Origin of the sequence: Rhodococcus sp. NPDC059968 (assembly GCF_042738615.1) — a bacterium.
In the GTDB taxonomy this organism is placed as follows: domain Bacteria; phylum Actinomycetota; class Actinomycetes; order Mycobacteriales; family Mycobacteriaceae; genus Rhodococcus_F.
Genome location: NZ_JBHWUE010000045.1, coordinates 63,926 through 86,124 on the forward strand (window position 1 = coordinate 63,926; position 22,199 = coordinate 86,124).

The following is a 22,199-nucleotide window of genomic DNA, read 5'->3' on the forward strand; positions in this document are numbered from 1 at the left end:
TAGTGTGGCCTCATGACCGCCGACGTTCCTCACGGAACCACCACCTCGCGTGCGACCGATCGCCCCGGGGATGCCTCGCCTTTCGCTCTCGGGTTGCTGCTGCGTCGGGCGCACTGGCACGCGGCCACGGTGATGGCGGAGGCGCTTCGGCCGCTCGGCATCGAGTTGCGGCACTTTGCCGTGCTGATCGTGCTGGTCGACCGCGGGGCCACGGTGCAGCGGGACTTGGTGGCGCCGGCGGGGACGGACAAGGCGGGAATCATGCGGGTCGTGGACGACCTGGAGCGGATGGGGCTGGCCATACGCAAGTCCGTTCCGGGGGACCGGCGGGCGCGGGCGGTGGAGATCACGCCTCGGGGTCTCGAGCTTTTCGATGCGGCCCATGTGGCGGCGGAGCCGCTGGCTGAGCGACTGGTTGCCGAGCTGGGGCCCGGCGAGCCCGAACAGTTGACGGAGCTCCTGACCCGGTTTGTCCATCCCGGAGGCGGTGACGCATAAGCGCTTTCACGCATCGGCTTCCTGCCCGCGTGCCCGCCTTCTCTCATGCTGTTTTCGCGGCGAACCCGCCCTGTGGCTGCGACCGCTTGCGGGCGGCGGTCGGGGCGTCGATGCCGAAACCGAATCGCGCGATTCTCGCCGGTGAGTTGGCCGGTGTGGCACGGCTTGCCGGGGTCATCGACCGCGTGGCCGCTGTGGCCGGGCGGGACGAGGACGCCCTCGGTGGCGGGCGGAGTCGTACAACGCGGGTGGCGTCGATCCCTGTCCGTCATGGCGTCGGGTGGGCGAGGCGAAAGTGGCCGTAGACGTTGTCGACGGCTGGTTCCGGCCGACAGGCAGGGGCCGGGGGCGTCGTTACGGCTGACCGCCTTTGCAGACGACGTCTCCTGGACGCACCGCGGGCGAACCTCGGCGCCGGCGGTGCCGGCGTGAGTCTCCTCTCACGATATGTCGGGCTGAGATGTGCCCAAGTAGTATCGAATGATACCGTCACGTTCGTGACTAGACCGGGGCGTTGAATAGCGAGGAGGTAGACGATCGTGGACACCTATCAAGCGGTCACGAGTCGGCGGGCGGTGCGCGGATTCACCGACCGGCAGGTTCCGCGGGAGGTGCTGCAGCGTGTGCTGTCGGCCGCGGCGTGGTCACCGTCCGGATCGAACATCCAGCCGTGGCACGCCTATGTGCTGACCGGTGGGCTGACCGGTGGGCCGCTGGCCGAGCTCAAGAAGCGCGCCGGTGAGCGTGTGGCGGCGGGTGAGCCCTGGGACGAGCGGGAGTACGAGATGTACCCGCCCGTGCTGAAGTCCCCGTACCACGAGCGCCGATCCGCATTCGGTGAGCAGCGCTACGGCGCACTGGGTATTACGCGCGAGGACTGGGAGGCGCGCCAGAGGGCCGCTGCCGCGAACTGGGACTGTTTCGGCGCGCCCGCCGCCCTGTTCTGCTACATCGACCGCGACATGGGTCCGGCTCAATGGGCCGACGTCGGCATGTATCTGCAGACGGTCATGCTGCTGCTGCGCGCCGAAGGCCTGCACAGTTGCGCCCAGATGGCCTGGTCGGTGTTTCGCCGGACCGTCGCGGAGGTCCTGTCACCCCCGGACGGGCTCATCCTCTTCTGCGGCATGTCGATCGGGTTCGAGGACACCGCGGTGGGGTATGCCCGTACGGGTCGGGCGCCACTCGACGAGACGGTCACGTTCGTCGATGACCACCAACAATCGCCCGCTCCTGGTCGATCGGCGGGAGAGTCGTCGCAGGACACCGGGCGGCCAAGCCCGTCCGGCCCTCGCACGGCGCGGGCATGACAGCCGTCCACAAACCCCTGGGGCACGCTGATCTTACGAAGAACCAGTTCGAAGCCACGACAACGAAAGTAGGGCATCTCATGAAGTGCGCAGTCATCGGCGGTACCGGGCTGATCGGGTCGCAGGTCGTGAAGAATCTGAACGCCGCCGGGCACCAGGCGGTACCGCACTCGCAGTCCACCGGAGTCGACGTCATCAGCGGCCAGGGACTGGACCAGGCGGTGGCCGGGGCCGACGTCGTCGTCAACCTGACCAATTCCCCGACCTTCGACGACGCCTCCCCGGCCTTCTTCCAGGCCTCGATGGACAACCTCCTGGCCGCGGCCCAGAGGGGCGGGGCCGGCCACTTCGTCATCCTCTCGATCGTCGGCGCGGACCAGGTGCCGGAGCTGGACTACTACCGGGCCAAGGTGCTCCAGGAAGACATCCTCGCGGCCGGGCCGATCCCGTACTCGATCGTCCGGGCGACCCAGTTCATGGAGTTCGTCGACGCCGTCCTGTCCTGGACCGCCGACGGCGACACCGTCCGGTTGCCCGCCACCCCGATCCAGCCGATCGCCGCCCAGGACGTGGCCAGCGCGGTGGCGGAGGTCGCCGCCGGCACCCCGCTCAGCGGCATTCGCAACATCGCCGGCCCCGAGGTCTTCTCCCTGGACGAACTGGGCCAAATCACCCTGTCCCACAAGGGCGACAACCGCACCGTCGTGACCGACCCCACCGCCGGCATGTTCGCCGTCATCACGGGTGACGTCCTGACCGACACGCACGCTCACCTCGCCCCCACCCACTACGCCGACTGGCTCTCCTGAGGCGCCGGCGCCCTCCCCGGACGTGCAGACCGAGACTGCCGCGAGCCGAGGCCTGACCCGACACGGTGATGGCAAACTCGGGGGACGGCCGGGGGTTCCTCTGCGGCCACTGCATGTTGCTGTGCAATGAACTTGGGTAATCAAGTGTGCTGTTCGGTTTTTGGTGCCGGTTGCGCAATATATCGGCGAGTGCGGGGCGCGGCGATCATCGTGCCGATCGAGGACAATGCTGCGCCGGCAGGGTTTGAGCGACCCGCCACGAATCCCCTGAACGATCCACACCTACTGGAGGTACACCCTTGCGCGTCCTCGTCACCGGAGCCAACCGAGGAATCGGCGCCGCGATCGCCGGCCACCTCGTCACCGAGGGCCACATCGTATGGGGCACGCACCGTGGCTCCGCCGTACCGGACGGTGTCCGCGGCGTCGAATGCGATGTGACCGAAGACGACTCGGTCGACCGCGTCTTCACCCACGTCGAAACCGCAGACGGCCCCGTCGAAGGCGTCGTCGCCAACGCCGGCATCACCGACGACACCCTCATCATGCGCATTAGCAGCGAACAATTCACCCGAGTGGTCGACACCAACCTGACCGGCGTCTTCCGGGTCACCAGACGCGCGACCCGCAACATGCTCAAACACCGCGTCGGCCGCATCGTGGTCATCGGCTCGGCCAGCGGCCTTTCGGGGATGCCCGGCCAGGTGAACTACACCGCAGCCAAGGCCGGCGTCGTCGGTATCACCCGGTCGCTGGCCCGCGAACTCGGCTCACGCGGCATCACGGCCAACGTGATTGCCCCCGGCTTCACCGAAACCGACATGGCCGCAGCCGTCAGCGACACGGTCGTCGAGACCGCCCTCTCGCACATTCCGCTGGGACGGTTCGGCAAGCCGGAGGAGGTTGCCGCCACCGCGGCATTCCTGCTGAGCCCGGGAGCGGCCTACATCACCGGCACGGTCATCAACGTGGACGGCGGCATCGGGATGGGGCACTGAATTTCTCCTCTGAACTGTACAGACGGAACGTCCCCAAGAGAGGGGCACCGGAGGTGATTGCGGGCACGCGTTCGTCGCGGCAGGGCTGCGCGTCAGCGCCGTAGAGCAACGCGAGCTCGCCCGAGCGAGGCGAGGGCGCCGCAGGTTCCGCACCCTGATCGGCGGTACGACGACGACAGTCCATGCGGAGAGCGCGACACCGGTGCGCATACGGCGGCCTGATCCCTGCGAATGGCCAAGGGGGTCAACCTGGCTCGGAACTGATGCCCCTTTTGCTTGTCGAAGGCTCCGGTCTCGAGTCACAGGCCGCGCAGCGGCCCGGCCATCACGGGCCACGAGTCCTTGAGGTCGTCCTGCCAGTAGCCCCACGAGTGGGTGCCCGTGTTGCGGAGGTGGAAGGTCGCCGGGATACCCAGCTCGTTCAACCGGTTCTGCAGGTTGTGCGTGCAGTAGTTCATCGCGGCCTCGATGACGCCGCCGACGACGATCTGGTTGGAGAGGCCATAGGGCCCCGGAACTGTCATCGGGTTGTTCGGGGTGTCGTATTGTCCGGGCAGTCCGGTGCCGGTCGAGATGTACAGGCTGAGCCCGCGCAGCTTCTCGGCGTGCACATAGGGGTCGTTCTCCACCCACATCGGGTCGTCGGGCGGACCGTACATGTTGAGGATGTCGCCCCCACCCCAGGTCTCGACGGTGACCTTGACGAATCGGCGGCCGAGCGGGTCGCTGGTCTGGGCGCAACCACTGTAGGAGGCCACGCTCTTGTAGAGGCCCGGCGCGGACTCCGCCAACGCGAGCACCGCGGTCGCCGACGACGAGAGGCCGGCGATGGCGTTGTCACCGTTGGTGCCCAGCCCGGCGTCGATGATGGGGGGCAGCTCCTCGGTGAGGAAGGTCTTCCACTTGTTGAGCCCGAGCACCGGATCGGCTTGTTTCCAGTCGGTGTAGTAGCTGAAGGCGCCGCCGATCGGTGACACGACGTTGATGTTCTCGGGCGCGAGGAATTCGAGGACGTCGGTACCGAGGCCCCATTGCGCACCGTCCACGCCGCCCCCCGCGCCGTTGAGCAGATACAGCACCGGGCGCGGCTGGTCGGTGTCGGCCGGCCGCTGCACCTGCACCGGGAACGTTTGCATCATCGATGCCGAGTACACGTAGATCGTCAGATGCCGATCATCGTGCACCTCGACGGTGTCCACGTACGACCCGTTCGGCGACCGCGCGCCGGCGAGCCACGCACCGGAGTCGGTGACCGGGTCCGCAGCGGCGATCCCCCCGCCCGCCGACGGGAGCACGAACATCAGTGCAGCAACGGCGATCGTGATGACTCGCAACATGGACCGGCTCATCTGCAGACTCACCTCACGGCATCGAGGGCCGATGTTGCTTACGGAGAAACGGTAGCGGACAACACATCGCCGTCTCGGCGCATCGTGACAGAGGATCGCCACTGATGGAACGCAGCCTGGCCGCCGGCCACGGCGCGCAGGGTTTGGCCGGAGTCATCGAGCGGCTGCGGAGGTCACCGAACTGAGCCGGACTCCCGTCTTCGCGGACGTCGGAAGGCTCTCAGCGAGCCAGAATCACAATCACGGACCGACGAAGTCCATTAGCAACTGGAACAACTGCTCCGGGGTGATCGGGTCGGAATCCGTGGGGCTCACTCCGCCACCGCCGCCGCCGGAGACAGTGATGCTTTCGCTCGAAATATTTCCCTCGACTTCGCAGTGGACGGTGGCGGTGTAGTTACCGGCAGCAACGCCTGTGACCCTGTCCGAGATACTTCCATCACCCTTTACGAGGTTGAGTTCTGTCGAGCTGCTGACCGCGCCCTGCGAATGACCCGTCAAGAGTAATTGGCACGCTTCGTTCGGTGTGGCGCCCGCAACGGTGACTGCAACACTTCCCGCGCCGCCCACGCTGTGAGCTGTGGCCACGGCGGAAGCCGTTCCGGGGGCGAAGAGCAGCAATGGGACTGCAGCGCCGACGCACACGGCGGCGCGCAAAACATACCGTTTCATGATTAAACCCCAAGATTTCCCGACCCAAGGTACGAATAATGACCTATCAACCCTACGTCCGGCCACTGAGCGCCACAAGGTAGTCCATTACTCGAAAGTGCTAGAAATGTCAACGACCACTTGCGTCCCTCGCTGAACTGCAACCCCGCGGGACTCAGGACGTGGGCGGTCTCCATCATCCGCTCAGCTGCACCGAGAAATCTCGCTCGGGGATGCCGGACGAGTGCACGGTGGCGCCGGTCTCGTCGAAGTGAGCGTCCTCGGCGGCGGCGATCTTCCCGGCCACCGCGGCGCGGGACCCGTCGAGGTCTTCGTCGGCGCGGGCGCTCGCGCGCCGACGGTGCCCGCCGACACCGGCGTGCCGAACAGCTCGCTCCACGCATGCGCCAGCCGACAGTGCCTCGACGTTCATCCGCCGGCAGTGCGCGATGTTCGCCAGCGGCTCACCCGGGATGAACTCGCGCAGCAACTGGTACTGGCCATGCTCGGGTTCCAGGCGAATCCGCGGCGCGTACATCTCCTGCAGCAGCGAGACCTTCTCCTTGGCCTCCGCCGGCGACGAGCCGACGACGAGGACGCGGTACCAGCCCTCGGTGCGTACCGACAGGCCCGAGTGGTCCTCCTCGATGTCGGAGATCACCCGTTGGGCGAGTGCGTGCTGTTCGGCCAGTTCCTGCGGCGGGACTGGTCGTGTTCGACGGTGTAGTGGTCGAACTGGGCCTCGATCTTCGACGTCAACCGGCGCAGGCTGCGCAGCGTCTGCCCCTTGGTCTTGAGCGAGATGCGCTCGGACCATTCGAGGGGTTCGCCGGACGGATCGCCGAGCACCTGCCACGGCAGCATCTTCTCCGGGATCGGCAGCGGCGCCATCCGCCCGACCGTCAGGACGATCGCGTAGCCGGTGTAGTCCCGGCCGCCGACCTGCCCGCGCACCGTGGTGTAGCCGTCGCCGGGGGTCAGTTCGAGGGTGGTGAGGTCTTCGAGCGCGGCGACGTCGGATTCTTCCCAGTCGCCGCCGCCGCAGATCACACCGTCCGCATCGAGCGGCAGTCCCAGTGTCGCCGAGCGCAGCATCAGGTAGTCCATCTGCGCGGGGGTCGCGGGTTTGGCGTTCACCCCCTGTCCGGACAGGTGCCGCTCGATCGTGGCGAGATGGTCGGCGATCGCCTTCTGCTCGCCGAGGAACGCATCGCGCGCCCACGTGCGCCACAGCTGAGCGAACGTGCCCAGCAGTGGCCAGTCGACGACAGGAACCAGCCACTGCCCGACCGTGTCGAGCCCCTGAGCCAGCACCGAGCGCCGCGGCAGCTCCACGCCCCAGTAGCGGCCCTTCTGGGTCGGATTGCCCCACAGCATCGCGTGCTGTTGCCCGCGCAGATAATCCGCCCACGACAACGCACCCGGCACGTCCGGGATCGGATCGGCCCACCCGTCATGCGCCTGCGCCCACTGCCGCACCGGCCACGGCGTGCGCACCAGCCGCCGGTGCAGCCCCGTCACACCGGACTCGGCGAGGTTCGCCACGACCAGGCCCTCGTTCTGGATGTAGCGGCGCTGCTTGCCGACCGGACGCATGTTCCACGGTCCCGGCGGCTGCACGAACCACGCCGTCGACTGCCGGCGCGTGCGGGTGACGTTGCCCTCGACCCCGACCAGCGCGAGACGCACCGCCTTGCGTTCGCGGTCCGCGCGCTTTTTCGCCGCCGCGGCCTGCCGGGTGAACTCCGCCTCCGGGTCGGCGCGGCGGCGGCGCTTCTTTCCGCGCCGCGTGCCTTTCGCGGTGGGTTCTGGCACCGCGTCAGGTGCGGGGGAGGGGACCACGACCGGTGCGGGGGCTGCGATGCTGCTGTTCGGCGCCTGTGACCAAGCCAATTCCTGGACCGGGGCCGGTGCGGCGGCCGCTCGGTTCGCCGCCATCGCCGCCGCCCACGACGGCGGCAACGCACCGGGCGCAACGATGGCCGGCTCGGGCTCGTCGAAGTTCGGATCGAACAGTGCGGCGATCTCGTTGTCGGGCTGCACAGTCATCGGGAGGACTCACCTTCGATCGGCGTGAGGGCATGCGCGCTGCCGGCAGCGCAGGAAATGGCGGGAATGCGGAGCACGACGGTCTGGCCGGGCTTCGGTGGGCGCGGTGCGTTCAGGTCGTTCCACGCGGCCCGGATCACCGACCGGACCGGGCGATCGGCGTTGACGAACTTCGTCACCCGCGCGGTGAGCACGACGGTGATGACGACCATCACGACGAGGGACTTGAAACCCAGCGGCACGTGCACGACGCCGCGGGCGACGACGAAGACGGTGACCATGAACGCGGCACCGAGCCCGAGCGCCGCGTACCGAATCCGGACCGGCAGGGTGAACCCGGTCGGGCCGAGGTAGTGCTGATCCACCCGGTGCAGCAGATCGTCGTTGTCGATCACAGTCAGCTCCCTTCGATCATCGGTTGGTGATCGGGCACGGCAGGTCAGACCACTCGGATGCCGAACAGGCCGAGAATCCAGTTACCGATGCCGGTCGCGGCGCTCTCACTGCTCGCGAGGGAAAAGAACGCGACACCGACGAGCGACAGGCCGGCTACGGTGAAGACCTTCGACAGGTTGCCGCGCAGGCCACCGACGAGGACCACGCACGCGATCAGGGCGAGGATCGTGAAGATGATGTTGTCGCCGATCCACGCGCGCAGGCTGTCGGTGGAGACTTCGGTGTCCTGGGCGAGTACGTCGACGCTTCCGGGTGGGGTGGTCGCAAGGTCGACGACCGTGGACGAAAGGGACATGAGCACACTCCATCGCTGAGATTCGGTAGGTGCATCTGAATGTGGATGCGCACGACCGTAAGTCGATTTCGGTTTTCATCTCAATGGGGTGTCCGCGCCGGGATCGGGTCATCGGTGCAGGCCAACGGGCTGTGCGGCATCGGGAATGTCTTTCCCGCGACGGGCGCGCAGCGGCGGCGCGGCGCGGCCCGCACGACCTCGATGGTCAGCCGGTAACCAGGCGGGTGAGGGGATTCCCCGCGGTGATTCGCCCGATGGGGGCGGCCCGTGTGTCGGCTGCGGTGATCAGGACCCTATGGGGCGCAGGGGTGAGAGGCTCGCGTATTGGCGCCACGGAGCGTAGAGGCTATGGGTACGCACACGGGCTCTACAAGCGCCAGGTCGGGCGGTGTGCGCACGTGGCGTCGGAGGCTGCGCCCAGACGGGCAGTCGCGGCAGGTCCGCAGCAAGCGGATCAATCACCCAGTGAGCCGGTGCGTGGAGAAAGCGCTCAGATGCGCGGTGAAAACGGCGCCGGATTCGGCGATGGATCTCGGCGGTGGATTCGACCGCTCGACAAAGCGCCTCCCACGCCACCCCCCTCCGGGGCCACTCCCCCCGGCGTTCCTTGGGGGGAGTGTAATCCAGAATTACGCTCAGCGCCAACATGATTCGGAACGCCCACGTAGAACGCTATACGCAGTGCTCGAAGCAGCACCGTCGGCGAGCACTCACCGCCACGCGTGTCGACGCGTTCCGCAGCGCTCACAACACCGCTCGATCGAGCGGGAACACCCGCCCATAGAGGCGCGTGGCGAAGCGCTCGAAAAGCACTCGCTCGCGCGCTGAAAACCGCGCCTCACACTGCCCCGTAGAGCACTCGATGAACGCCCCGGAAGATCGCTCGAACGAGCGTGCCGCACAGTGATCGACAGAGCGCCCCGCCAGAGTGGTCGACGGGCCGATGCAACCACCTCACGCAGGCGGTGAACACGGCACCCGCCAGGGTGCGAGGTGAACACGTTGACGGTTCGGCAATCCGGCCTGGAGATCGGCGCGAGAGCGGTGTTCGCCGCACCCCCGGGTCGGCCACACGAGGGGGGACACCCCGTTGAGGAAAATCGCGGGTTCCTGTCACTGTGCTCAACGACGCCTCCCCGGACGGCGTTCAGGCTCAAAACGATCGAAAGGCACAGGCGGTGAGCGGAAATCACGACCCACTCAAGGACTGGTTGGTCGCGACGTGGCGCGACATCTTCGGCGATTCCGCCGACGGTCGCGGCAACCAGGTCGGCGCGGACGGCCACCCGACCCGCATCCGCCGGTTCACCCCGCTCTCGCCGATCGCCGTTGCCGCCGCGGGCGTTGCTGTGTACTCCCCGCTTCTGTTGTCGGCGGCCGCCGACACCGAGACGGTCGTCGAGGTTTTGACGACACTGCACGGCTACCGGGTGCTGCTCGTCGCCGCCGCTGCTCTGCTCGTCATCGTCGACGTCCTGCGCCACCGCACGCACAGGTGGTCGCAGATGCTCGAATCGGTGGTCCGACAGGCCACCGGACACCTGCCGAAGAAGGTCGCCGTCTCGTTCCCGTCCGGGTGGCGTGTGATCCGCCGCGCGAGGATCACACTGCACCGCGGCACCGTCATTCGGCCCAAACAGTTCGAGGAGCTCTCCCGCGCGGTCGAGGCCGCCTTCCCCGCCACGGCACAGAGCGAGACCAAGGTGCGGCACGTGGCGCACCGCGACCGCATCGTCATCACCCGCGAGTCGATCACCCCGGATACCCGATCCGCCCGTCAGCGGACACTCCAGTCCGCGCTCGACGACACGTCGATCTTCACCGGCCCGAAGGTCACCGTAGAGACTGTCGACGAGGCCGGCATCGAGACCGGCTACCGGATCGCGTTCGAGAAGTCGATGAACGCCGGCGCCAAGGGCTTCCAGGTCAAGGTCGACGAGGCCCTTGCCTCCCTGGCGGGGCAGCACGAGTCAGGGCGGAACTGGACCACCGACTGGTACCCGGAACGGGGCTACCTGGTGATGCGTCTGGTCACCGCGATGCCCGATCGTGTCGACCACCCGCTCGAATTGGTCGACGAGAACCTGCGGCACCTGCCGTATGCGACCGGTGCCGCGGACCGCATCATGTACTGGGACGTCTCCACCAGCTCCAACAAGCCGCACTGCCTGATCGTCGGCCCGACCGGTGGCGGCAAGACGTCGGTGATCCGCACCCTGCTGACCGAGGCCGCACGCCGCGGAGTTCCGTTCGTCGGCGTCGATCCGAAGATGATCGAACTCGACGGCCTGGAGGGCTACCCCGGCTGCGGCGCGATCATCTACGACGCGCTGCGTGCAGCGATGTTCGTGCGCGCGCTGCACACCGAGATGATGGCCCGCAACGCCTACATCCACCAGATGAAGATCGAGGGCTCGCAGCTGCCGCTGATGATCGCGGTGCTCGACGAGTTCTTCATTCTCTCCGGCAAGTGGCAGCGCCTGGCCAAGACCGGCGACGACGAGACCCGCGCACAGCTCAAAGAACTCGACCCTCTCGGTGCGTGGGCCGACCTCGCCGTTCTCGCCCGTTCGGCCGGCATCCGGCTGTTGCTCGGGGTGCAGCGCCCCGACGCCAGTTTGTTCGGCGGTGCGTCCGGTAACGCGCGCGACAACTTCGGGACCCGCATCAGCCTCGGCAACCTCTCGCAGGACGGTGCGCTGATGATGTGGGGCGATTCGACCGTGGGCCGGGAGGTTGACACCTCCGTCAAGGGCCGCGGCATCGCGCTCGGGGACGACGGCCACCCGGTCGACGCGCAGATGTGGTGGACCCCCAACGTCGACCGACACCCCAACAAGTGGAACCAGCTCGCCGAGAGTGAGACGGCGATCATCGACGGCCTCATGCCCACCGAGGCCCCGCAGTTCACCTGCTACTCGCAGGAGCTGGCCTCGTTCATCGAATCCGAGCGCGCCCTCGCCACGCGGGCACGCAGGCACGGCAGTGCTCCCGAGCCGATCGTCATCGGCGCGGCCGCCACCAACGATGGCGACACGTCCGCCGAGTCGCCGACTGTTAACGCCGCGCCCACCGGCGATGACGACTTCTCGGACGTCATTCCGGCCTCCGCAGTCGAGGCCGGCCAGACCGTCCTCGTCGACGACGACAACGGCGAACTCGTCCCCGTCACCGTCGACTCGGTCGACGTCCGCCGCGGCGCCAAGGGCGACGTCGTTGAGACCGTCCTCACCGTTGGCACCGGACGTGTGAAGACCCGCATCACCTTCGACGCCACCGGCGTCGTCGTCCTCCCCGAACCCGACCTCGTAGGAGCGCGTGCATGACCGCCGCGAACTCGCCTGAAAGGACCGACGTGCATCTGCCCTACGCGACGGCCGCTAGTGGTGAAACCCTGTCCTGGAACATCTTCTCCCACGCAGCCGGGCCGCACTGCCTGATCGTCGACCCGACCGGGGGCGGCAAGACGTCGGTGATCCGTACCCTGCTGACCGAGGCCGCCCGCCGCGGCATTCCCTTCGTCGGCATCGACCCGAAGACGATCGAATTCGAGGGCCTCGAAACCGAACCGAACCGCGTCACGATCATCGGCGATGCACTGCGTGCCGCAGAGTTCATCCGAGCACTGCACCGCGAGATGCACGCGCGGGTGGAATGGGTTCAGGAGAACCGGGCACAACCGACAGACCTTCAGCCGCTCATAGTCGCGGTCGACGAGTTCTTCATCCTCTCCGGCAAGTGGCGGCGCCTGGCCAAGACCTGCGACGACCAGACCCTGGCGCAGTTCAAAGAACTCGACCCTCTCGGCGCGTGGGCCGGCCTCGCTGTTCTTGCGCGTTCGGCTGGTATCCGGCTGCTTCTTGGTGTGCAGCGCCCCGACGCGAGCCTGTTCGGTGGTGCGTCCGGTAACGCGCGCGACAACTTCGGTACCCGCATCAGTCTCGGCAACCTGTCGCAGGACGGTGCGCTGATGATGTGGGGTGACTCGACCGTGGGCCGTGAGGTCGACACCTCCGTCAAGGGACGCGGCATCGCGCTCGGCGACGACGGTCGGCCCACTGCTGTGCAGATCCGAACCCCTGAGCAGGCCCCCGCAGAACCAACCTTTACGCCGATGACCTGGTACTCGCGGGAACTCCCGAATTTCCTCGACAACGCCTCCCGAGACGACTGACCTCAGCTCCATCAACACCACCACCACCACCACCACCACCACCACCACCGAAAGGGAACACCCATGAGCCGCCGAATCTCCCAGTCGATCACCCCGACAATCGAGGACGTGGCCGCGCTGCGCGGACCGTTCGTTGCCAAGGGTGCGAACGACCCTGTCATCAAATCGCTGCGCGAGTACTTCAAGAGTTCGGTCCCCGCGTGGCTGGCCAAGCTCAGCGAGGAGCAGGAGCTGACCCGCGAGCGGCTCGCAGAGATCCGGGATGCCTCGTCCAAGCGTCGCGTCGTCATCGAAGCGCTGCCCGAGGGAAGCGCCCGTGACAAGGCCCTCGCCGAGCTGGAAACGGCCGAGGCCGTCGTCGACGACATGGACAAGGCGCTGTCCGGGGCCAGTGCCTTCGGAGTCAGCTGACGATGACGCCGCCGACCGTTGATGTCGAGATCACCTCCGCGACCACTGCCCGCGCCACCCTGGCGGACGCCGACGTGCCTCCGATGAATCTGGAGTCGAACGAGAGCAAAACCCTCTCCACTGTTGTGCACGAGTTCCTGCACAACATGGCGCAGACCCAGGGCGCTGACGTCGAGGTCGTCTACCGGATGGGAAAGGACACTCGGTTCCTGACCGTCGGCCCGGACGGGAACGCCGAGGAACGCGCCCCGAGTATGCCCCTGCCGACCGTCACGCAGACCGCGCCCGAACCGGTGGCGGCGGAGCCTGTCTCCACGCCGCCGGGCGGGCCGGTGGTCGTGGCGGCCGAACAGATCGCCTACGAGGCGGCCCCGCCACTCTCCGATGCCTCCACACCTTCCCCAGTGGGGCAGCGGCCGGCAGAGCCGATCACAGGCCCAATCGCGGGCCCGCTGGACGTGCTCCCGCAGCTGACCGCGCCGCGTGCGAACCCCGCGGCGAGCGACCCTGCTCGGCTCGGTGTGCGTGGCCGACTCAACGCCATGCTCGGACTCGAGCTCGCACCGAAGACAGACTCGCTCGAGATGCGACTGCGCGATTCGCAGACAACAATCGCCCGCCCGCTCCCCGAGAACGCAGTGATCACCTTCGCCAACCTCAAGGGCGGCGTCGGCAAGACCCCGATGTCAATCAGCCTGGCCGAGAAGCTGGCCGAGCACCGAGGCCCCGCCACCGTCACGTGCATGGACCTCGGCGAAGTCGGCGGCAGCTTCGCTGATCGCGTGGCCGTTCCTCCAGCCGCGGGCCGGGACGTGGTCGGCCTGCTGGCCGCGATCGACCCGGCGGCCACCGACGTCCGGCCGTCCACGCTTGCCCGCTACCTGACGCGTCAGCCGTCCGGCTCCGACATCATCGCCGGGCAGGCCGGGGCCGACTCGCCCCTGAGCTACGACGACGCCGCAGCGCTCGGGGCGATCCTCGGCCGGCACCGCGACGTCCTGGTCGCTGACACCGGAAATTCCAGCCATGCCGGGAGTTGGCGCTGGGCGATCACGGCCGCGCACGCGGTGATACTCCCGGTTCCGCTGCGCCGCGACGCCGCCGCGGCCGCCCAGCGCACCCTCGCCACGATCGCAGCAGTCTGCCCCGACGTTCTCACCCGCACCGTCGTGGTCATCACCGCCGGGCCCGGGGACGTTCCGATGGTCGAGATCGAGGTTGTCAACGCGCTCCCCGCGCTGCGGGTGTGCCGGATGCCGTTCGAGCCGTTGTTCGCCTCCGGCGAGCGCATTGCGCTCGGCCAGTTGCGGCGGGAGACGCAGGACGCGTTGACCGTGCTCGCGGCCACCGTTGTCGACCTGATGGCGTGCGCCGTGGGCTGATGCGCTGGGCCGGCCAGCCAGGTCGGGCGTGACCGTCCTACCTCCGATCCTTCCCATTCCATGCAGATCCGGCCCCTCCCACGAGGGGCGAACCCAGATGAAAGGCGATGCTCGATGAGCAACGACATCAACACCGATAACCGGGCTGCCCGCTGCGCCCGAGGCCGGCACCGCCGCCGCAGCGCCACCCAGGCCGCCACCGCGCTGGCAGTGATCACCGCTGCCCTGGCCTCCGGCATTGCCCTGTCCCCGTCCGCGTTCGCCGACCCGATCCAGGGCGGCGTCACCGGCGGCAGCAACCAGGAAGGTGTCACAGGCGGCGACACCCCCAGCGGAACCACCACCCCCACACCAACACCCGAGCCCGCATACGTGCCCGAGACCCCGGCGGAACCGGTGTACTGGGCCACCCCGCCCGCCGAGTACCAGAACATCGAGTACCAGCCGCTCCCGAACTACGACTACGACACAGGCGTGTATGTCGAGCCGGAGAACTACTCGATCGAGCCGGTGCAGTTCGACCAGCTGCACCTGCCAACCCCGGTGGAACCGACCGCCCCGTTCATCGCCCCGCGCGACACCCTTCGGCTGGGCGAGCTACACATCAAGCAGCCGAACTGGATAAGCGACGGCGACCGGGACCGCACCAACAACACGATGTCGGTTGTCCAGGCAGGGGTCTCGACCGGTTGGCGGTCGATCGGTGTGGAAACGAACCGGGCCGACCGGATCGCCGCCGCACAGGTCGGTGCCGGCGCGCTGGGAGTGGTCACCGGTGCTGCTGCCGCCGGTGTGCCTGCCGCCATCGCCGGCGGGGCCGCTGTCGGCACCGTCGCAGGACTCGTAGGTGCTACCGCGGGCAACGCGTTCATCCCCGGCATCGGCTGGGCACCGGTCGGGGCCATCGCGACCGGCGCCGGTGCTGCGGCCGGGGCCGCGACATTCGGGCTTCCCGCGGCAGCGCTCGGAGCGGTCGTCGGCGGTGCGGTCGCGGTCGCGGCGGTGACCCCGATCGCTGCCGGCGACGAGGGCGAACCCCGGGAGATCAAGGTCCCGGACATCGATCAGCCGGCCGTGACCGCACAGACCGAGACTGTGCTCACCGACTGGGAGAACTCCGGCCCGGTAGGGCAAGCGGCCGCCGCCGCCGTCCATGACACAGCCCAGGCTGCGCCCGCGATCGACCAGCAGGCCCGCGACTTCGTCGCTGCCCAGCCCGGCGGCGAGCAGATCATCGACCAGGTCGATGGCGCCCTGAACACGTTCTTCACCGACGCCACCGCCGGCCTGGCCGGAAACCTGCTCTCGAACGCCATCGGCGGCGGCATTCCGACCGCCAACTGACACCGGAGAAGGCGGGTGCACACCATGAAGAAGCCGACCCTGAGCCGAAAGCCGTCGCGGCATCCCGCCGTGATGGACCTCCTCGACGGCTCACCCACCGTCGGCAACCCGCCGGGCGCCCGCACCGCGGCGCCCGGCGGCCCGGCCACACCACCGCCCCCACCGCGGTCGCCTCTACCGTCCCTACGCGGCGGCCGCGGGCCGGGAAAGAAGACGATGGCCGCCGTCGCAGCGGTCGCCGTCGCCGTGGCCGCCGGAGTAGCCGTCAGCCACCTGCGCAGCGGAGACAGTGAAACCGCGTCTACCGCGGCCACACCCAGTGCCACCGCAGCGGCCGACGAGCACGGGCTGCCCATCCGGGGCCTGCCCGAACCCGAACAGGCCGAACAGACATCCGCGTCGGACGGGGAGTGCCGGGCCGACCGCGGTGACCAGAAGAGCGGCGCGGGTGTGATCGCAGCGTTCAATTTTGCGTACTACAGCCTGCGCAACGGTGAAACCGCCCGAGCGCTCGCAACACCGAGCTCATCGGTGCTCCCTGGACCGGAGCTACAGAAGGTCATCGACGCGGTCCCGATCGGCACCAACTATTGCCTGCGCACCGTCGAACTGTCCGACGGGGTCTACCTCGTCGATCTGTCCGTGATGCAGCCCGCCCAGCCGGTCAAACGCGGCACCCAGACCGTGACCACCCAAAAGGTCGACGGGCGCTGGTACGTCGATGTCTTCACCTGAGTAACTGGCCCGGCGGGCGTGCTCGCTGCCGCCAACGAACCCGACCGAACGGGGACGTAGTCCGGGCGGAGCGCTCGACTACCGACCACGGTTCAGATCTACCGCCAAGGTTGGCCGCCAGCCGATCTCACGAAAGGAACGCATGAATAGCTTCTCGATTCTGCCAGGTCACCCGTCATCGCCGGTGATCCTGCACGTACCGCACGCCTCACGCACGATTCCCCCGCACGTCCGCGCACAGCTGCTGCTCGACGACGCGGCACTCGACGCCGAACTGGACGAGGCCACCGATATCGACACCGACCTGATCGCCACACTCGGCGCCGACCACGCCCGCACCCATCCGTGGATCGTGAAGAACGCCTTGTCCCGACTGGTCGTCGACCCCGAACGGTTTCCCGATGCCTCTGAACCGGCCACAGTCTTTGGTCGTGGTGCCGTCTACACCCGCGCATGCGACGGAAGGCGGCTCAGGGGCGAACCATTCGCCGATACTGAGGCAATTCTCGACGAGTACTTCCGTCCGTACGCCCGCGCTGTCGCCGAGCTCGTCACCGACCGCATCGTCGCATGCGGACGAGCAGTGATCATCGACGTGCACTCCTACCCCGAACGCCCGTCTGGATTCGAGAACCAGACTGCGGTGCGACCGGCCCTGTGCATCGGCACGGATCCCGTCCACACACCGGACTGGTTGACGAGCGCAACCCGCCGGGTCTTCCTGCCACTTGGGGAGATCGCTGAGAACACCCCCTACACAGGGTGTTACGTGCCACTCGACCGCTACGGCCGCGACGAATGCGTATCCGCCGTGATGATCGAGCTGCGCCGCGACACCTACCTGCCCGATGACGGTTGCCCCGGCAAACTCTCGGTCGCACAGCTCGGCACGTACCTTGCCGGACTCATCGACACCGCAACCGAGGTCGGCGCCGATGTGTAAACCCAAGCCCGGACCACGCTGCACCCCGCACATGCGCAACCGTCTCACCCGCGCCGCTGCGCGGCTGACAGAAGCCCGCCGTGACCTCGGCGCCCAACCGAACGCCGTCCACCTCCAGCAACGGCTCATCAAGGCCGAATCCAACCACGCCGAAATCCAAGCTCTCTATGACGCCACACCCGGTGGCCAACAAGACCTGCGGGCGGCGATCATGAGCGAAGCCGGGCCCGCACGAAGCGACCTCGAGCGCCGCTTGGCTGCAGGTGACAGACTGCGTGCGAACCAAATCGAAGCACTGAGCCGCGCCCGAAACACTGGGGAAGATGTTCGAACCGAAGGAGCTGACCACCATGAATCACGAGCAGATGACGCAGGAGCGCAGGGAGGCGTTCTGGCGGAAGTACCGGTGGACGCCCGAACTGCCGCCGGAGCAGCGCAAGGCGATCGAGCAGGTCTGGACGGACGAGAAGATCGAGGAAGCCGAAGCACTCGGCTTCTGATTGGTGGCCGCCGAGTCGACCCGCTCGCCGCATACAGCCGGCCTGACTCCGAGCGAGCCGCCTTCGCTGCGCGTGGGCTATCGAGCCCGACGCTGTACGAGCTACCGCCGTCGGATGCGGATCTGTACCGCGCCCAAATGCTGGAACTGACCAGAAACAACCGCTATGCATCCTCGGTCTACGTCTATGACGAGAATGAATACGCCGAAATGCGGATGCTGGTCACCGACTTTACCGACCGCAGGCGCCCGAATATGCCTTTGAGCTGCGCTGATGCGTAGCGTACATGTTTGCGATGGCGGTTTGGTGTTGGTCGGCGCGGCGTGTCGGACCGGGTTTGCCGATCGAATGCCGATTTCGCCCCGCCAACATGGACCTGGGTTGGGGAGTTCGGCGGTGGGGCAGGTGAGCGGAACAGACCGTGTTGGGGTGGTGATCATTGGCGGGTCCATGCGTCGGCCAGTTGCGCCTCGAGGTCGGCGATTCGCTGATTCTGGAACCGCAGGTTGGAACGTGTGGCTGTCAATCGTTCGTCGAGGGCGCGGTTGTCGCCGGTGAGCTGGCGAACGCGTTGTTTGAGCGTGGTGTTCTCGGTGGTGACGCGCTGGATGGATTCCTCGGTCCATTCGGCTTCCAGGTCGCGGATGCGGCCGAGGAGTTCGCCGATGTGGGTGCGCTGCGCGAGGATTTCTGCGTTGGCGGTCTTGAGCCCGTGTTCGGCGTTGAGGGCCCGCTCGCGCCAGGTCGACTCCTGCCGGGTGTCGAAGTCGGCACGATGCTGGTGATCTTGTTCGCCTGCTGCGGCTTTCGCTGCATCGATCGCGGATCTGGCCGCGGGGTTGGTGTAGAGGAACGTTCGAGAAACCCGTGCGTGGCGGGCGACAGCGGCCGTGCTGACCGGGGTTCGTTCGCGGTGGAGCCGAGCGATGGCGTCGTGGACTCGGTCCACGGCGGCTTGGGCGTCGCGGCGGCGGGAGGCCAGCGCTGCGGCGGTGCGTGGTTGAGTCGGGGTTCGGGTGCTCATTCGGTTTCTCCGTCGCGCTGGTTGTTCTCGGTGTGCGGGGCTTCGGTGAGGTCGGCGGCGCGGAAGGCGATCGACCAGACTCGGTGGAAGTAGTCTTGCGGCTTGCGCAGGTCCAAGGCGAGTGCCTGGTCGAGCAGGCCGAGCCCGGCCAGTGCTTTCTCGAGTCCGTCGATGGCGCGGGCGGTGGGTTCGAAGTGCTGGTGCAGGTAGTCGGCGGTGACGTCGTCGGGTGCGCCCTCGGCCAGCTGTCGCCATTGCTCGCGTTTGCGCCGCCAATAAAGGAGGTCCGCCCCTGACAGGACGAACTTGTCGCAGCTGTGGCAGTTCAAGTTCCAGGGGCAGGTGCCGCCGTCGACGACGGGCTGGAAGGTGCAGAACCCGCCCTCGGCGGGGGTGCTGCTCCGCGACAGGTCGATCGCCAAAGCCTGGGCCTGTTCACGGGTCATGGGTGTGGCGTCTCCGGCGAGGAATTCGCCGGGGCTGATCGCACCGGGCCCGGCGACCCAGACATGGGCTAGCACCTCCTCGAGGTCCGAATGTGACAGGTGCACATAGTGTTCGGCCATCCGATCGCTGACCTGGCCGAGGTAGGCGCGGATGTGGGTCAGGCTCGCTCCGGCGCGCAGCAGGTTGGTGGCCAGGGTGTGGCGAGCTTGGTGAGGCACCCATCGGCCGAGTTCGAGGGAATCGACCCAGGCGCTGAAGTTGCTGTGGAACCATTGGTAGGTCAACGAAATGGTGCCGTCGGGGTTGCGTGTGGCCGTCGGGAACAACGCCAGCCCGGCGCGTTCGGCATCGGTGGGTCGGCGTCCGTGATGGTCGGTGAACCGGTCGAGGGTCTTGCGTTGTCGTTCGGCGAGGATGTCGTGCAGGCTTTCGGGGATGCGGATTGCGGCATCGTAGTTGCCGACTTTGGTCTGGTCGTGCCAGAACATCGGCAGTCCGCCGTAGCGGCCCAGGCAATCCCACCGGACTTGCAGGACTTCTCCGATGCGGCGACCGGTGGTGACGGTCGTTTCCCAGATGTCACGCAACCCTTTGTCCAGCGGATCGTGGACCGCGGCGAGACGCTGCAGGTTCTGCTCGTCGGCGAGGGCGCGGGCGACTTCGTCGGGAAACGGTCGTCGTGCGGTGCGGCCGGTGGCGGCCCCGGCCGTGGGAACGACGACGATGAACTCCCGCGCAAGACCGATCCGGTCGGCGGCACCGTTGTCGAGCGCGGTCCGCAGCAGTTTGCGCAGGGAGTTGAACACCACCGACCGGGTGGTGGTGGTGACGGTGCTCGCTGTACGGCCGGTGCGTTTCATCGCCAGCGATGGCAACCCGTCGCGTTCTCGTCGGCGCTGGTCGGCGACGAACCGCCGCATGTGCTCGCCGTCGAGCAGTCGTGGGTCGTGCCCGCTTTCGGGGGCGTCGAGTTCGAGGAAGGTGCCCAGTTCCAGTGCTGCCCGTCGCATTCCGTCGAGAACAGTGCCGGACCGCGGGCAGCGGGGCGATTGCAGCATGTCCGCGAAGTAGTCCCAGACCAGGTCCCGCAGCCAGCGCTGTGCGATGCCGGTCAGGTCGACATGGCTGGCCCGCCCATCGAACCGGACGCCGAAGTAGTCGGTCTCGAGGTACCCGGCCTCCTTGGCCTGGGCGGGGGTGAAGTAGATCAGCCGCAATTCGTGCAGGATCTGCTTGACGATCGCGCCGGTGAAGGCCTCTGCGCTGCCGGTGCCGAGTTCGAGATCGATCAGCGAGTCCACGTCCCGGGCGCGGCACGTGACCGCCAGTGAGCGGAGACAGCGGAGGTCCCAACGGGTCGGACGGGCGCGCTGGGTATGGATGAACAGACCCCATTTGATCTCCGCGCGCACCAGGGGCCGCAGCCCATGCAGATTTACCTTCCCCGGCCACGGTGTCGCGGCTGTCGCGGCGCACCAGCGACGAAAGGTCGCCTCGTCGGTGTAATCGATCGGGATCGGCCGGCCGAACTGTTCGTAGCGGTGCCACGACCACGGCGGTAACACGGCTCCGCCGGGTTGGCCGTCACGTTGATACTTTCTGCCGTGCCACGGGCACAGCCCCAGCGGCGAGTCGGCGAGGTCGACGCAGACCGCCACCAGGCAGGTGCCGTGACCGGGTAACGGCGGCTGTGCGGTGAGCCATGCGGTGAAATCCGCGCCGGGCCCGGTGGTCTTCTGGTGGTGGCCCCACCGGAAGATGTGGCGTCGACACAGCTGTAACTCGGAGTGCGCTGCCGGTCGCTGGGGGCAAATCCGGCAAACCAGCTCCTCGGCCCGCACGTGCCGCTGCAGCGGCTCGGCCGCGACAAGGAATGCGGCCTTGCCGACGCCGCGCTCGCGATCACGTGCCCACCCGCGCAGGTGCTCGGAGCACAGATCCGAGCCGCCGGTGCGAGGCCGCTCGCACCGGTCGACCACGCACTCCCACCGGTAGATCGGATGCTGTGGCGGGATCTCGATCACGTCCGGCCTAAATGTCGGATCGAATGAAGGGCCGTCGATCAGTGCGGTGAGAATCTCGAGCCGGTCGCGTCCGGCCCGGCCGGGCCGATCCGGAGACAGGTGCGTCAAGCCGGCACGGGTATTACCGGAACCTTTGGCGCTCATCGGCGCTGCTCCCACACCTGCCGCAACGCCGCGTCGAAGGCCCGGTCGTGAACATCGACGTGCCCGTAGACCTCGTCGACCATTGCCGCTGACGCCCAACCACCCGCATCGCGGGCGATCAACAGGTTACCGTCCGATGCGTCGAGCACCGCACTGGTGAAGGAGTGCCTGAATTGGTGCGGCCGCACCTTCCCCAGTCCCGCGCGGTCTCCGGCCCGCGCCAACATTCGGCGGGCGCCAACCGGTGCCCACGGCAACCCCGCCCCGACACCGTGCAGCTGGACCAGAAGCATCCCGTGATCGGTTCGCGCACAGTGATATTCGGTAGTCATGTAGTCAAAGTAGGTGTGGATCATGGCCGGGCTGACCCGCTTGACCAACCCGCCGGTCACCGCGTCGTCCTCGACCCGCCACGGATGCTTGGTCTTGGCCTCCGCCCGGTTCGGGTTGTCGGGACGATGACAGACATGCAGGTGCGGGGAACGGCACTGGCCACAGGCCGCATCCTCGCGAAGGTGCAGATCGACCAGATGCAGCCCACACAGTTCCCCGATCCGCAGTCCTTCTCCGGGGGTCATGGACCTGTTGCATGATGTCGCTCGTTCTGGGTGATCTTGCGGGTGGTGCGGCGTTTCTCCGGGGGTGTGGTGCTCGTG

At 67.7% G+C, this 22,199-nt stretch carries 19 protein-coding genes and 2 pseudogenes; 13 read left to right on the forward strand and 8 right to left on the reverse strand.

Features of this window, described 5'->3' with window-relative positions; all coding sequences use genetic code 11:
* The first annotated feature begins 12 nt into the window (after window positions 1-12).
* The 4 genes from ACFWAY_RS30290 (at window position 13) to fabG (ending at window position 3,615) form a co-directional block, all read left to right on the forward strand.
* Window positions 13-498 carry a MarR family winged helix-turn-helix transcriptional regulator gene (locus tag ACFWAY_RS30290; RefSeq protein ID WP_378513162.1) on the forward strand — a complete coding sequence of 162 codons (486 nt, stop codon included), beginning with the start codon at window positions 13-15 and terminating at the stop codon, window positions 496-498.
* Between the two features lie 539 nt (window positions 499-1,037).
* On the forward strand, window positions 1,038-1,808 hold the full coding sequence (locus ACFWAY_RS30295) for a nitroreductase (protein WP_378513163.1): 771 nt from the start codon (window positions 1,038-1,040) through the stop codon (window positions 1,806-1,808).
* A gap of 80 nt (window positions 1,809-1,888) precedes the next feature.
* The gene (locus ACFWAY_RS30300; RefSeq protein ID WP_378513164.1) at window positions 1,889-2,617 is read left to right on the forward strand and encodes an SDR family oxidoreductase; all 729 of its coding nucleotides are present in this window, start codon (window positions 1,889-1,891) and stop codon (window positions 2,615-2,617) included.
* Window positions 2,618-2,916: 299 nt separating this feature from the next.
* Window positions 2,917-3,615, forward strand: coding sequence for a 3-oxoacyl-ACP reductase FabG (fabG, locus tag ACFWAY_RS30305; protein WP_378513165.1), 699 nt, complete (start codon window positions 2,917-2,919; stop codon window positions 3,613-3,615).
* Between the two features lie 299 nt (window positions 3,616-3,914).
* Here the strand turns inward: fabG and ACFWAY_RS30310 are convergent, their stop codons facing one another.
* From ACFWAY_RS30310 to ACFWAY_RS30330, 5 genes and pseudogenes are all read right to left on the reverse strand, one after another.
* A complete protein-coding gene (locus ACFWAY_RS30310; RefSeq protein ID WP_378513166.1) occupies window positions 3,915-4,952 on the reverse strand; it encodes an alpha/beta hydrolase in 1,038 nt (345 codons plus the stop codon).
* Window positions 4,953-5,204: 252 nt separating this feature from the next.
* Window positions 5,205-5,636, reverse strand: a complete 432-nt coding sequence (locus ACFWAY_RS30315) for a hypothetical protein (RefSeq protein ID WP_378513167.1) — start codon at window positions 5,634-5,636, stop codon at window positions 5,205-5,207.
* 385 nt (window positions 5,637-6,021) lie between these two features.
* A pseudogene (locus tag ACFWAY_RS30320) lies at window positions 6,022-7,664 on the reverse strand (hypothetical protein); the annotation flags it as partial.
* The gene (locus tag ACFWAY_RS30325) at window positions 7,661-8,059 is read right to left on the reverse strand and encodes a hypothetical protein (RefSeq protein WP_378513168.1); all 399 of its coding nucleotides are present in this window, start codon (window positions 8,057-8,059) and stop codon (window positions 7,661-7,663) included. The gene ACFWAY_RS30325 and the pseudogene ACFWAY_RS30320, both read right to left, overlap by 4 nt.
* Window positions 8,060-8,103: 44 nt before the next feature.
* Window positions 8,104-8,415: a hypothetical protein gene (locus ACFWAY_RS30330; RefSeq protein WP_378513169.1), complete on the reverse strand. Its 312-nt coding sequence runs from the start codon at window positions 8,413-8,415 to the stop codon at window positions 8,104-8,106.
* Between the two features lie 1,178 nt (window positions 8,416-9,593).
* Between ACFWAY_RS30330 and ACFWAY_RS30335 the strand changes: the two genes are divergently transcribed.
* From ACFWAY_RS30335 to ACFWAY_RS30375, 9 genes and pseudogenes are all read left to right on the forward strand, one after another.
* Window positions 9,594-11,741 (forward strand): type IV secretory system conjugative DNA transfer family protein, encoded by a 2,148-nt coding sequence (locus tag ACFWAY_RS30335; RefSeq protein ID WP_378513170.1) that lies wholly within the window; start codon window positions 9,594-9,596, stop codon window positions 11,739-11,741.
* Between the two features lie 32 nt (window positions 11,742-11,773).
* Window positions 11,774-12,571: pseudogene (locus ACFWAY_RS30340) on the forward strand (FtsK/SpoIIIE domain-containing protein); the annotation flags it as partial.
* Window positions 12,572-12,652: 81 nt separating this feature from the next.
* On the forward strand, window positions 12,653-13,000 hold the full coding sequence (locus ACFWAY_RS30345; RefSeq protein ID WP_378513171.1) for a hypothetical protein: 348 nt from the start codon (window positions 12,653-12,655) through the stop codon (window positions 12,998-13,000).
* Window positions 13,001-13,002: 2 nt separating this feature from the next.
* Window positions 13,003-14,382, forward strand: a complete 1,380-nt coding sequence (locus ACFWAY_RS30350) for a ParA family protein (protein WP_378513172.1) — start codon at window positions 13,003-13,005, stop codon at window positions 14,380-14,382.
* 114 nt (window positions 14,383-14,496) lie between these two features.
* On the forward strand, window positions 14,497-15,726 hold the full coding sequence (locus tag ACFWAY_RS30355; protein ID WP_378513173.1) for an insoluble domain protein: 1,230 nt from the start codon (window positions 14,497-14,499) through the stop codon (window positions 15,724-15,726).
* A 24-nt stretch (window positions 15,727-15,750) separates the two neighbouring features.
* Window positions 15,751-16,461, forward strand: a complete 711-nt coding sequence (locus tag ACFWAY_RS30360) for a hypothetical protein (RefSeq protein WP_378513174.1) — start codon at window positions 15,751-15,753, stop codon at window positions 16,459-16,461.
* A gap of 142 nt (window positions 16,462-16,603) precedes the next feature.
* A complete protein-coding gene (locus ACFWAY_RS30365) occupies window positions 16,604-17,404 on the forward strand; it encodes an N-formylglutamate amidohydrolase (RefSeq protein WP_378513175.1) in 801 nt (266 codons plus the stop codon).
* Between the two features lie 323 nt (window positions 17,405-17,727).
* Window positions 17,728-17,904 (forward strand): hypothetical protein, encoded by a 177-nt coding sequence (locus ACFWAY_RS30370; protein ID WP_378513176.1) that lies wholly within the window; start codon window positions 17,728-17,730, stop codon window positions 17,902-17,904.
* 137 nt (window positions 17,905-18,041) lie between these two features.
* Entirely contained in the window at window positions 18,042-18,185 is a 144-nt protein-coding gene (locus ACFWAY_RS30375; protein WP_378513177.1) for a hypothetical protein, read from the forward strand.
* 155 nt (window positions 18,186-18,340) lie between these two features.
* On the opposite strand, the gene ACFWAY_RS30380 is transcribed toward ACFWAY_RS30375, so the two are convergent.
* From ACFWAY_RS30380 to ACFWAY_RS30390, 3 genes are read right to left on the reverse strand one after another with little or no spacing between them, the layout of a single operon-like run.
* The gene (locus tag ACFWAY_RS30380) at window positions 18,341-18,928 is read right to left on the reverse strand and encodes a DUF6262 family protein (RefSeq protein ID WP_378513178.1); all 588 of its coding nucleotides are present in this window, start codon (window positions 18,926-18,928) and stop codon (window positions 18,341-18,343) included.
* A complete protein-coding gene (locus ACFWAY_RS30385) occupies window positions 18,925-21,543 on the reverse strand; it encodes a tyrosine-type recombinase/integrase (RefSeq protein ID WP_378513179.1) in 2,619 nt (872 codons plus the stop codon). The genes ACFWAY_RS30380 and ACFWAY_RS30385 overlap by 4 nt, the downstream gene beginning before the upstream one ends.
* Complete coding sequence (locus ACFWAY_RS30390) at window positions 21,540-22,121, reverse strand: hypothetical protein (protein WP_378513180.1); 582 nt, start codon at window positions 22,119-22,121, stop codon at window positions 21,540-21,542. The genes ACFWAY_RS30385 and ACFWAY_RS30390 overlap by 4 nt, the downstream gene beginning before the upstream one ends.
* Window positions 22,122-22,199 lie beyond the last annotated feature (78 nt).

What these genes read in the sequence shown, in the direction of transcription:
- ACFWAY_RS30290 (WP_378513162.1), top strand. Translation starts at nt 13, where the DNA reads ATGACCGCCGACGTTCCTCACGGAACCACCACCTCGCGTGCGACCGAT.
- ACFWAY_RS30300 (WP_378513164.1), top strand. Translation starts at nt 1,889, where the DNA reads ATGAAGTGCGCAGTCATCGGCGGTACCGGGCTGATCGGGTCGCAGGTC.
- ACFWAY_RS30310 (WP_378513166.1), bottom strand. Translation starts at nt 4,952, where the DNA reads ATGTTGCGAGTCATCACGATCGCCGTTGCTGCACTGATGTTCGTGCTC.
- ACFWAY_RS30315 (WP_378513167.1), bottom strand. Translation starts at nt 5,636, where the DNA reads ATGAAACGGTATGTTTTGCGCGCCGCCGTGTGCGTCGGCGCTGCAGTC.
- ACFWAY_RS30330 (WP_378513169.1), bottom strand. Translation starts at nt 8,415, where the DNA reads ATGTCCCTTTCGTCCACGGTCGTCGACCTTGCGACCACCCCACCCGGA.
- ACFWAY_RS30345 (WP_378513171.1), top strand. Translation starts at nt 12,653, where the DNA reads ATGAGCCGCCGAATCTCCCAGTCGATCACCCCGACAATCGAGGACGTG.
- ACFWAY_RS30350 (WP_378513172.1), top strand. Translation starts at nt 13,003, where the DNA reads ATGACGCCGCCGACCGTTGATGTCGAGATCACCTCCGCGACCACTGCC.
- ACFWAY_RS30355 (WP_378513173.1), top strand. Translation starts at nt 14,497, where the DNA reads ATGAGCAACGACATCAACACCGATAACCGGGCTGCCCGCTGCGCCCGA.
- ACFWAY_RS30360 (WP_378513174.1), top strand. Translation starts at nt 15,751, where the DNA reads ATGAAGAAGCCGACCCTGAGCCGAAAGCCGTCGCGGCATCCCGCCGTG.
- ACFWAY_RS30365 (WP_378513175.1), top strand. Translation starts at nt 16,604, where the DNA reads ATGAATAGCTTCTCGATTCTGCCAGGTCACCCGTCATCGCCGGTGATC.
- ACFWAY_RS30370 (WP_378513176.1), top strand. Translation starts at nt 17,728, where the DNA reads ATGTTCGAACCGAAGGAGCTGACCACCATGAATCACGAGCAGATGACG.
- ACFWAY_RS30375 (WP_378513177.1), top strand. Translation starts at nt 18,042, where the DNA reads ATGCTGGAACTGACCAGAAACAACCGCTATGCATCCTCGGTCTACGTC.
- ACFWAY_RS30380 (WP_378513178.1), bottom strand. Translation starts at nt 18,928, where the DNA reads ATGAGCACCCGAACCCCGACTCAACCACGCACCGCCGCAGCGCTGGCC.
- ACFWAY_RS30385 (WP_378513179.1), bottom strand. Translation starts at nt 21,543, where the DNA reads ATGAGCGCCAAAGGTTCCGGTAATACCCGTGCCGGCTTGACGCACCTG.
- ACFWAY_RS30390 (WP_378513180.1), bottom strand. Translation starts at nt 22,121, where the DNA reads ATGACCCCCGGAGAAGGACTGCGGATCGGGGAACTGTGTGGGCTGCAT.